Below are 11,785 nucleotides of genomic sequence, written 5' to 3' on the forward strand. Positions count from 1 at the left end.
GCACCGGCGATCGATATTCTGGAATCTTGTCAGGAACTTCCCAGGCAGCTACGCTACTGCCGATCACGGGGATCTGCGTATGAACATGCGCCAATGCATGCTGCGCGTTTTACCTCCTCGGGATCGGTCTCATCGACTGTCTACGGGGAGGGTCAGCGGTGTTTTCCGAACGGATTCGACGTCGTGGGCCGTTGGCATGGCCACCAGGTGCCAGAGCCACGTCCTACGTGCTCGTCGGAGCTCTGGTGGTGTCAGTCCTGCAGTTCGTGCCCGGCTCGGCACGGCAGGACGCGCCGTCGGTCCAGCGTGAGTCGCAGGTCGCCGGCCGCAACGTGAAGCCCGGTCCGGCCCTGCAGGAGGTGACCGGCAAGCCGTTCCGGCCGGCACCCGCGGTCTGGCCGGCACCGGCGACCGCCGTCGTCGACGTGCCGGCGTCCGGCGCGCGGGTCGCCGGCACGCCGATCCGGCTCGACCTGCCCGGGAAGACCGGGTCCGCCGGGGGCACGACCCGGCTGCGGGTCGAGGTGTTCGACCGCTCGGCGGCCGCGCGGGCCGGCGTCGACGGCCTGCTCGTCGGCGTGAGCCCGGTCGACGGCACCCCGGCCGGCACCACGGTCCGGGTCAGCGTCGACTACTCGGCCTTCCGCTGGGCGTACGGCGCCGACTGGGGCGACCGGCTGCGCCTGACGTCGCCGGACGGCTCCACCACGGTGACGCCGGCCGGCAACGACGCCGCGCGTGGCACGGTGAGCGGGCTGGTGCAGGTCGGCGCCGCCACCACGCTCGCGGTCGCCGCCGCGCCGGCCGGTCCGACCGGCGACTACGCCGCGACCGACCTCAAGCCGTCCGGCACCTGGTCCAGCGGCGGCAACTCCGGCGACTTCAGCTGGAAGTACCCGCTGCGCACGCCGCCGTCGGTCGGCGGACCGGCGCCGGTGATCGAGCTCGGGTACTCCTCCGCGGGCGTCGACGGCAAGATGGTCGCCGCCAACAGCCAGCCGTCGATGATCGGTGAGGGCTTCGACTGGGAGCCCGGCTTCATCGAGCGGCGCTACCGTACGTGCTCCGAGGACATGGGCAACGGGGCGAACAACACCGTGAAGACCGGCGACCTCTGCTGGACCACGGACAACGCCACGCTGTCGCTCGGCGAGCACTCCGGCGACCTGATCCGCGACGGCGCGAACACCGACCGCTGGTTCCTGCGCAACGCCGACGGCGTGCGGGTCGAGCGCAAGTGGGGCTCCGGCAACGGCGCCCGCAACGGCGAGTACTGGGTCGCCACCACGCCGGACGGCACGCAGTACTGGTTCGGCAGCCAGGCGGACCGCAACTCGACGCTGAAGGCGCCGGTCTTCGGCAACCACGTCAACGAGCCGTGCAAGGCGGCCGCGTTCAAGGACTCGGCGTGCACGCAGGCGTGGCGCTGGCAGCTCGACCACGTCGTCGACCCGGCCGGCAACACCATGTCGTACTGGTACGACCGGGAGACCAACAAGTACGCGAAGAACAACACGACGACGGACCTGGCGACCTACGACCGGTCCGGGCACGTGACCCGGATCGACTACGGCACGAACAACGCCGTCGCCGGCAGCGCACCGGCCCAGGTCACCTTCCAGTACGCGGACCGCTGCCTGGCCGACTGCGGCACCCACGACGGCCCGCACTGGCCGGACACGCCGTGGGACCAGCAGTGCACCGCGAGCCCGTGCACCAACAGCTCGCCGACGTTCTGGACGACGCGGCGGATGACCGGCGTCACCACGAAGGTGCTCAACGCCGGCACCTCCACCTACCGCGACGTGGAGAGCTGGACCTTCACCCAGTCCTTCCCGGACCCGGGTGACGGCACCCGCGGCGGCCTGTGGCTGGAGCGGATCTCCCGCAAGGGCCTGGCCGGCGAGGTCACCACCACGCCGGACATCACCTTCGTCGGTGTCCAGCTGAGCAACCGGGTCGACACGCTCGACCACTCGCCGGCGATGAACCGCCTGCGGATCAAGACGATCAACACCGAGTCCGGCGGCAAGATCGACGTCACCTACTCGGCGCCGGACTGCGTCGCGGGCACCCGCGTCCCCGACAAGAACGCGCTGCAGAACAACACGCTGCGCTGCTACCCGGTGAAGTGGAACCCGGACGGCTACACCGACCCGATCGTCGACTTCTTCCACAAGTACGTCGTCACCGACGTGACCGAGACCGACCAGGTCGCGGGCAGCCCGGTGGTCCACACCCACTACGACTACGTCGGCACGCCGGCCTGGCACTACACCGAAGACGACGGCCTGATCAAGGCCGACTTCAAGACGTGGTCGGTGTGGCGCGGCTACGGCGCGGTGCAGACGACGAAGGGCGAGGGCGCCGAGCGCACCTTCGAGGAGACCCGGTACTTCCGCGGCATGCACGGCGACAAGCTGCCGTCCGGCACCCGCACCGTGGTGCTGCCGGCCATCGCGACCGGCAACGTGCCGGCCGTGAACGACGAGGACGCGTTCTCGGGCATGGTCCGGGAGAGCATCCTGTTCAACGGCCCGGGCGGCGCCGAGGTCTCCGCGACCGTGTCGCAGCCGTGGCAGTCGCCGGCGCTCGCGACGAGGACCATCAACGGCACCACCGTCTCCGCGCGCTACGCCAAGGAGGGCGTCGCGTACACCCGCACGACGCTCGACCGGGCGCCCGGCGTGCGCACGACCACCAAGCGCACGACGTACGACGACACCTACGGCGTCGGCGTCAAGGTCGACGACGCGGGCGACGACGCCGTCACCGGCGACGAGAAGTGCTCGACGACCGACTACGTGCGCAACACCGGCGCGTGGATCCAGGTCAGCTCGCGGGAGCGGGACTTCGGGGTCAGCTGCGCCAAGGTCGACGCGGGCGGGCTCACCGAGGACGACATCATCGGCGACGAGCGGATCAGCTACGACGGCCAGGCGTGGGGCGCGCAACCCATCCGCGGCCTGGCGACCCGGACCGAGAAGATCAAGGCGTACCAGAACGGCACCCCGACCTACCTGACGGTGGGGACGAGGACGTACGACGGGTACGGCCGGGTCGACAGCGAGACCGACGTCCGGGGCAACACCACGACCACCACGTTCGTGCCGGCCACCGGCGGCCCGGTCACCGGCTCGGTCCGGACCAGCCCGCCCGGCTGGGCGACCACCGTCACGATCGACCCGGCCTTCGGCAACAAGGTCACCACCGTCGACTCCAACGGGCGGCGGGTCGACATGGCCTACGACGGCCTCGGCCGGCTGCGCAGCGTCTGGCTCGCCGGGCGCGACAAGGCGACGCAGACCGCGAACTACACCTACGAGTACCGCATCCGCAACGACGGCCCGAGCGTCGTCACCCAGCGGACGCTGAACGCCGACGGCGGCTACGTGACCGTCCGGCAGCTGCACGACGGCATGCTCCGGGCCCGGCAGACGCAGGCGTCCGACGGCACCGGCGGCCCGAAGGCCGTCATCTCCGACACGCTGTACGACTCGGCCGGCCGGGTCAAGACGGAGCGCAACGCCTACCTGGCGACCGTCGCTCCGAGCGACGACCTGTACCTGCCGACCGGCACGGTGCCGAGCCAGACGACCACGCTCTACGACGGGGCCGGCCGGGAGGCGCACAAGGTCTTCCAGGTCGACGCCGCGCCCGCCAGCCCCGGCGGGACGGAGAAGTGGCGGACCAGCACCCGCTACGGCGGCAACCACACCGACGTGGTGGCGCCGCCCGGCGGCATCAACACCACCACCGTGACCGACGCGGCCGGGCAGATCGTCGAGCGCCGCCAGTACAAGCCGGGCGTGACGGTCGGCGACCCGGCACCGGCCGGGTTCGACGCGACGAAGTACACCTACGACCGGCGCGGCAAGCTGGTCCAGGTCGTGGACCCGGTGGGCAACACCTGGACCTACGGCTACGACCTGCGCGGGCGCAAGACCTCGGTGTCCGACCCGGACGCCGGCACCACGAACATGGACTACAACGACGCCGACGACGTGGTCAAGACGACCGACGGCCGCGGCGTGGTCCTCGCGTACACCCACGACGCGATCGGGCGCAAGACCAGCATCCGCGACGGATCCAGCACCGGGCCGAAGCGGGCCGAATGGGTGTACGACACGCTCGCCAACGGGCAGGTCGTCAACGGTCAGCTGGTGAAGACGATCCGGTACGCCGGCACGGAGCAGTACACGACCGAGTACGGCGGCTTCACGATCGACTACCAGCCGACCAGCACGAAGTACGTGATCCCCCCGTCGGAGGGCGCGCTCGCCGGCACCTACCAGTACGTCTTCACGTACAAGCAGGACGGCTCACCGGCGACGACCCGGATGCCCGGGGTCGGTGACCTCGTCACCGAGACGCTCACGACGGGCTACAACGCCCTGCGCAAGCCGGACACGCTGAGCACCTCGCTCACCGGCTCGACCCTGGTGACCGGCACCGACTACACCAGCTTCGGTGAGCCGGCCGCCCTGCACCTGCGCAACAACGGCGGCTCGACGGTCGACGTCGTGCGGACCTACGACGAGAAGACGCGGCGCCTGAACCAGATCTGGACCAGCAAGCAGACCGGGCCGACGACGCTGTCCGACGTCCGGTACACCTACGACGAGGCCGGCAACGTCACCGCGGTCAACGACCTCACGTCGGGCGACAAGCAGTGCTTCCAGTCCGACTACGCCCGCCGGCTGCTCGAGGCCTGGACCCCGGCGACCGACTGCACCACCGGACCGTCGACCGCCTCGGTGGCGACCGGCACCGGCGCCTACTGGCAGTCGTTCCGCTACGACGCGGCCGGCAACCGGACCAGCCAGGTCGAGCGGCTGACCCCGGCCGGGACGCGCACCACCGACTACGCGACCAACACCGGCAAGCACACGCTGTCCGGCACCACCACGACCGACAACCTCGGCACGCGCACCGCGTCCTACACCTACGACCTGTCCGGCAACACGCTGACCCGGCCGGCGCCGGGCAGCGGCACGCAGACGCTGACCTGGGACGCCGACGGCAACCTGGCGACCAGCACCGACAGCTCGGGCCCGACGTCGTACGTCTACGACATCGACGGCGGCCGGCTGATCCGCACCGACCCGGCCGGCAAGACGCTGTACCTGCCGGGCCAGGAGCTGCGGGCGACGACGGCCGGCGTCAAGACGGCCACCCGCTACTACACCCACGGCGGCGACACCGTCGCGTTCCGCACGGCCGGCGGGCTCACCTGGATGGCGTCGGACCACCAGGGCACGACCTCGGTGGTGGTCAACGCGGTCACCCAGGCCGTCGGCACCCGCCGGCAGACGCCGTTCGGCACGGTCCGGGTGCAGTCCGGCACCTGGCCGGCCGGCATGGACAAGGGTTTCGTCGGCGGCACCAACGACAACACCGGCCTGACCCATCTCGGCGCCCGCGAGTACGACCAGGGCACCGGCCGCTTCATCAGCCGCGACCCGGAGATCGACGACACCGACCCGCAGCAGATGAACGGGTACGCGTACGCCAACAACATGCCCGTCACCGCCAGTGACGCGGACGGCAGGCGGCCGGCGTGCGAGGGCAGCGACTGCTCGGGCCTCAAGGAGTGGGCCGCCGAAGCCGCCCACAATGCCCTCTACGCGCCGGCGGTCGGTGCGATCTACGTCGGCAAGGTGCGCGACCAGTACCACCGCAAGATGGCCGACATCAAGAAGCAGTACGAGGTGCTGCGCCGCACGGAGGGCGCCGAGGCCGCGTCGCGGTGGGCGAGCGAGGAGCGCGCGAACGTCCGCAAGTGGGCGCGCGAGAAGCTGCCCGGGTTCGACGAGATGATGCAGAAGGTGCGCCCGGGCAAGGAGAGCCTGGCCTTCGACGACTATGTCGCCAAGGCGATGGGCGACCGGGCGGTGAAGCTGCCCGACGGGCGGTGGGACCTCAGCAAGGCGACGCCCGCGGACTACGACACCGTCGCGTCGAAGGCGATGGGCAAGTCCAACGCCATGTGGGACGCGCTCGGCAAGGGCGCGAAGTGGGGCGGCCGGGCGTTCATCGCGGCCGACATCGCCTACGGCGTGTACAACGTGGCGACGGCACCGCCGGAGGAGCGGGTCAAGGTCGCGGCCGAGGAAACGGGGCGGATCGCCGGCGCGCTCGTCGGGGCGAAGGTCGGTGCGACCATCGGTGCCTCGATCGGTGCCTGCGGTGGTCCGGTCGGCATCCTCGTCGGTGGTGTCGTCGGCGGTGTCGCCGGAGCGATCATCGGCGGCGGGGTCGGCAAGAAGATCGGTGGCTTCTTCGGAGGCATGTTCGGAGGGAAGAAGAAGTAGATGATCGACGGTGTGGAGGCTGTGACGCTGGTACGGCGCGACGACCGGGTGACACTGCTCGCCCTGGCCGCCGACGGCACCGCGCAGGAGCGGCACAGCCTCCCGACCGGTCACCTGCCGCAGGAACCCGCCACGTACCTGTGGTGGGTCCGCGGCGGGATCGTCGTCGCGCTGTGGCATCCAGGCGGCGGCGAGTACTGGCGGTCCACGGACGGCGGGGCGAGCTTCGCCCCGCTGCCGTGGCCGGCACCGGACGCGGTGCCGGAGGGGGCCCACCCCGACGGCACCATCACCGCGCTGGAGCTCGCCCCGGCCGGCTTCGAGCCGAACGGCCGGCCGGGGCAGTGGATCCAGCACTGGTCGGGCGGGGCGTGGCACCGCCTCACCCCGTCGACCAGGTTCCGGGCGTGGGCGGTCGACCGCACCGCCGACGGGCTGGTCGTGTCCGCCACCGCCTACGACGGACAGGGCCGCGACATCGGGCCACGCGTCGTGGAGCTGGACGGGACCGGAGCGGTGCGGGCGGTGCACGACCCGTTCTCCGGCGCGGCGCCGCTGAGCAGCAGGCTGCGGCGGCTGGCCGGTGACCATCCGTCGCGCTGGCTCGCCGGCGGCCTGATCGCCGACCGCCGGCCGTGGCTGCTCAGCACGCTGGGCCCGCCGGAGCGGCCCGGCCGGTGGTGGTTCACCGTGGCCGAGCCGGGCGGCCACCGCATCCTGACGCTGGACGACGAAGCGCCGTGCGGGTCCTGGCGCACCGGGCCGCGCGGCTTCCGGATCGTCACCGGGCTGTCTGCCGGCGCCGCGCGGGTGTGGGACACGGACGACGCCGGGCACACCTGGCAGCACCACGACCTGCCCGGCGAGCCGGCCCGGCTGCGGTACGCCGCGCCCCTCGGCGGCGACGTCGTCGCCCTCGGCGGCGAGACCGGCGTCGTGCGCTCCACCGGCGGCCGCGAACCTTTCCGGGTCTGGTACCGGCACCCGGGCGGTCGACTCGACTGCCTGGCGACCCGACCCGCCTGAACCGTCGCACGGCCGTCCACCGGCGGCCGCTGCGGACCGCTCCACACCGTCGCGCGGGGCTGCCGCGCGACGGAATCCTGTAACGGGGAGGAAGAAACCAGATGGGGAAGTTATCGCGGTTGTCCGCCGCGATGCGGGCCGGCGGCGCGATCGCGCTGACGGCCGCAGCGGGGACCATCGCCGTGCTGGCACCGGCCGCACCGGCCGCGGCCGAGCCGGCCGCACCTCCGTGTTTCGACGCGGTGCCCGCCGCCGCGGACGCCCTGGCCATGGCGAAGCGTTGCGACCGGCGGGTCGAGGTGACCGGCCTGCGCACCGGGTTCGCGCAGGTGTTCGCGAACCCGGCCGGCACGGTCACGTCGGAGCAGACCGTCGACCCGCGGTGGGTCAAGCGGCAGGACGGCACGTGGGCGGACATCGACCCGACGCTGCGGCTCGCCGCCGACGGCTCGGTCGTGCCGACCGCGTCGATGCTGCCGATGGCGTTCTCCGGCGGCGGCACCGGGGCCTTCGCCCGGCTCACCGACGCCGGCAACGAGCTGGCCCTGTCGTGGCCGGGCACCCTGCCGAAGCCGACCCTGGACGGCGCGACGGCCACGTACGCGGAGGTGCTGCCCGGGGTCGACCTGCAGGTGACCGCGTCGGCGCGGGGCTTCTCCGAGGTGCTGGTGGTCAAGAACCGGACCGCCGCCGCCAACCCGAAGGTCCGCAACGTCAAGTTCAAGGTGGCGACGAAGGGCGTGACGGTCGCCGCATCGGGCGGCGGCGCGCTGGAGGCCCGGGACGGCAAGGGCAAGCCGGTGTTCGTCGCGCCGGCGCCCCTGGCGTGGGACTCGTCCACCACGACGGACACGCCCCCCGCCGAGCAGGCGGAGAAGTCCGCCGGTGCGGCCGCGGCCGCGGCGCCGGGCCGGGTCCGCAAGGGCGTCATGCCGGTCAGCGTCGCCGGTGGCGAGCTGTCCCTGACCCCGGACGCCGCGCTGCTGGACGACCCCGGCACGCAGTACCCGGTCTACGTGGACCCGTCGTGGACCGGCGGCATCTCCGGCAACGCGTGGACCTCGGTCTGGTCCCGCTCCGACACCGTGAACAGCTCGTTCTGGCAGAACGGCACCGCGCTGAACAACGCCTCCACCAAGGGCGGCGCAGGTGCCGGCCGCACCGAGGACTGCACCGGCTGCACCGACTACATCATCCGCTCGATGTTCCGCATGGACATCTCCGGCGTCATCGGCAAGCAGGTCACCGACGCGAAGTTCCGCGTCCAGCAGCGGCACTCGTGGACCTGCAACCCGGCCTCGAACGCCAAGGTCTGGGTCACCGGCGGCATCTCGCCCTCCACGACCTGGAACAACCAGCCGTCCTGGGACGGCGCCCGGACCGCGGAGACGCTCGGCAACCGCCGCGACGGCGGCGGCGCGAGCTGCCTCGGCGCGGGTGACATCGAGTTCGGCGTGACCGGTCTGGTGCAGTACGCGCAGGGCCAGGGCTGGCCGGACCTGACGCTCGGCCTCCGGGCGGTCGACGAGGGCAGCCTCAACCACTGGAAGCGGTTCAACGCCGGCTCCCCGGTCCTCGCGATCACGTACAACACCCCGCCGAACACGCCGGACCAGCTCACCGTCGACGGCAAGCCGTGCGTCGCCGGCGCCGGACGGCCGTTCGTGCCGACGGCCACGCCGACGCTGCGGGCCCGCAACACCGACAACGACGGCGAGGCCCTGACCACCTGGTTCGCCTGGGCCCGCTGGGACACCGCGACGAGCACCTGGATCGACGTGGCCTCCGCTCCGCAGGGCGGGGTGCCGAACGGCGCGACCGCGCAGATGACGACGGGGACCCTGGCGGAGAACCAGATCTACACCTTCCGGGCGCAGAGCACCGACCCGAACGGCGCGGTGAGCCCGGTCACGAACATGCCGGGCAGCTGCGAGTGGCAGGTCGACCTGACCAACCCGGCGGCGGCGACCGTCACCGGCGACGTCTACAAGCTCAACTCGACCGGCTGCGCCGCCGAGGGCTGCGGCGGCGTCGGGCAGACGGGCGCGTTCACCTTCAGCTCGTCGGCCGACGTGACGAGCTTCAAGTGGGGCTTCACCGACCCACCGACCCAGGTCGCGCAGCCGGCGGCGCTCGGCGGCAGCGTCACCGTCAACTGGACGCCGGTGGCCGGCGGGCCGGTCACCCTCTACGTGCAGGCGATCGACCGGGCCGGGCGCACCGCCACCCGGACCTACCCCTTCACCGTGGCGGGCCTGGCGCCGCCGGCCGCGCACTGGCGGCTGGCGGACAGCGGCGGCACCACTCTCGCCGACGAGTTCGGTGCCCGGCCGGCGACCCTGGCCGGTGGCAGCCTCGGCCAGCCCGGCCGGCTGCGCAACGGCGCCGCCGCCGTGCGGTTCGACGGCACCGCGGGCAACGGGGCGACCGCGCCGGCCGTGTTCGACACCAGCCGCAGCTTCAGCGTCTCCGCCTGGGTCCGGCTCGCCGACACCGCGTCGGACCGGGTGGTCTTCAGCGCCGCCGGCACCAACCGCACGGCGTTCAGCCTGCGGTACTCGGCGGCGTCCAACCGGTGGACCTTCGACACCGTCGGCAGCGACACCGCCGGGGCCACCGCCCTGACCGTGTTCTCCGACGGCCCGCCCGCCGTCGGGAAGTGGACCCACCTGGCCGCGGTCTACGACGCGGCCAACGGCCAGCAGCGCATCTACGTCAACGGCGTCGAGCAGATCTCCAGCCTGCCCAACGCGAAGCCGTTCAAGGCCACCGGCGCGTTCGGCATCGGCCGGACCCCGACCGGCGCGGTGTTCAACGGCTGGGTCGCCGACGCCAAGGTGTGGCCGCGGCGCGTGCTGACCTCGGAGCTGGCCTCCCTGGTCGACCCGCGCGGGTCCGCCAACGTCGGCGAGTGGCACATGGACTCCATCGGCGAGACCGGACCGGAGTGGGACGCGTCCGGGATGTACAACGACCTGAACTTCTTCCCGGTCGTGTCCATCCCGACGACCGACGCCGGCAAGGTCGGCACCGGCATGCGGCTCGACGGCGTCACCGGCCACGCCCGCACGGACAACCCGGTCGTGCACACCGACCAGTCGTTCACCGTCTCGGGCTGGGTCAAGCTGACCGACAACACCACCTCCCGGACCGCCTTCAGCCAGCAGGGCACCCGGACGGCGGCGTTCGCGGTCAAGTACGACAAGGCCATCGACCGCTGGTCCTTCGTGGTCAGCGGCTCGGACGTCGACGCGCCGGCGGTCGTGCGGGCGAACTCGTTCGCGGCGCCGCAGCTCAACGCCTGGACCTACCTCGCGGCCGTCTACGACGCGCAGGCGGGGAAGATCCGGCTGTACGTCAACGAGCAGTTCCAGGCCGAGACCGCCGTCGGCGCGAACTTCGACGCCGCCGGTCCGTTCAACATCGGCCGCACGATGGCGGCCGGTGCCGGTGCCGAGTACTTCAAGGGTGACATCGACGAGGTGCAGCTCGTCGCGGGCGCCGTGCAGTACGCCGCCGGGACGGTGCCGATCAACGTGCCGCTGCTGGTGCACTCCGGCCTCGCCGGCAAGTGCATGGACAACTGGACCGGCGGGACGGCCGACGGCAACCAGGTCACGTCGTACGGCTGCAACGGCGGGTACGCCTCCCAGCTGTGGACGATGCCGGGTGACAGCACGATCCGGATCGCCGGCAAGTGCCTGGACGTCCCGAACTCCAGCACCACGCCCGGCGCCAAGGTGCAGCTGTGGACCTGCAACGGCGGCGCGGCCCAGGTATGGCAGTTCGGCGCCGGCAACACGCTGCGCAACCCGAACTCGGGGCTGTGCCTCGACGTGACGGACGCGAGCACGGCCGACGGCGCCCGGCTGCAGACCTGGACCTGCGCCGGCAACGCCGCCCAGCAGTGGACGATGCAGTGGACCGGCATCGGCCTGCTGCGCTCCGGGATCGCCGGCAAGTGCGCCGACAACAACCTCGGCGCGCTGACCAACGGCAACCCCATCCAGTCGTACGACTGCAACGGCGGCGGCAACTCGCAGATCTTCACGATGCCCGGCGACGGCACGCTCCGGGTCGCCGGCAAGTGCGTCGACATCGTGAACTACGGCACCGCGAACATGTCGAAGATCCACCTGTGGGACTGCAACGGGACGACCAACCAGCTCTGGCAGGTCGGGCCGGCGAACTCCCTGCGCAACCCCGTCTCGGGGCGGTGCCTGGACCTGCCCAACTCCAGCACCGCCAACCTCACGCAGTTGTGGATCTACGACTGCAACGGCACCGCGGCCCAGGTGTGGCTGCTCGGGCTCTGACCCGATGAGCGTGGTGGGGGCCCGGGGCGCCCCCCCCCCCCCCCCCCCCGGGCGGGGCCCCCCCCCCCCCCCCCCCCCCCCCCCGCCCCACCACAAAAAAAAAAAAAAAAAAATGGGGCCCCACCGGCC

3 protein-coding genes are annotated in these 11,785 nt (G+C 72.1%); all 3 read left to right on the forward strand.

The features are described 5' to 3' along the window. Positions 1-245: 245 nt before the first annotated feature. The 3 genes from ACFY3L_RS38495 to ACFY3L_RS38505 all read left to right on the forward strand — a co-directional run bounded on the left by ACFY3L_RS38495 (position 246) and on the right by ACFY3L_RS38505 (position 11,656). The gene (locus ACFY3L_RS38495) at positions 246-6,314 is read left to right on the forward strand and encodes an RHS repeat domain-containing protein (protein WP_389336000.1); all 6,069 of its coding nucleotides are present in this window, start codon (positions 246-248) and stop codon (positions 6,312-6,314) included. Continuing rightward, a complete protein-coding gene (locus ACFY3L_RS38500; protein ID WP_389336003.1) occupies positions 6,315-7,340 on the forward strand; it encodes a hypothetical protein in 1,026 nt (341 codons plus the stop codon). 101 nt (positions 7,341-7,441) lie between these two features. Continuing rightward, positions 7,442-11,656, forward strand: coding sequence for a ricin-type beta-trefoil lectin domain protein (locus ACFY3L_RS38505; RefSeq protein WP_389336006.1), 4,215 nt, complete (start codon positions 7,442-7,444; stop codon positions 11,654-11,656). The last annotated feature ends 129 nt before the right edge of the window (positions 11,657-11,785 follow it).

Source organism: Dactylosporangium sp. NPDC000521 (assembly GCF_042898305.1).
Taxonomy (GTDB): domain Bacteria; phylum Actinomycetota; class Actinomycetes; order Mycobacteriales; family Micromonosporaceae; genus Dactylosporangium.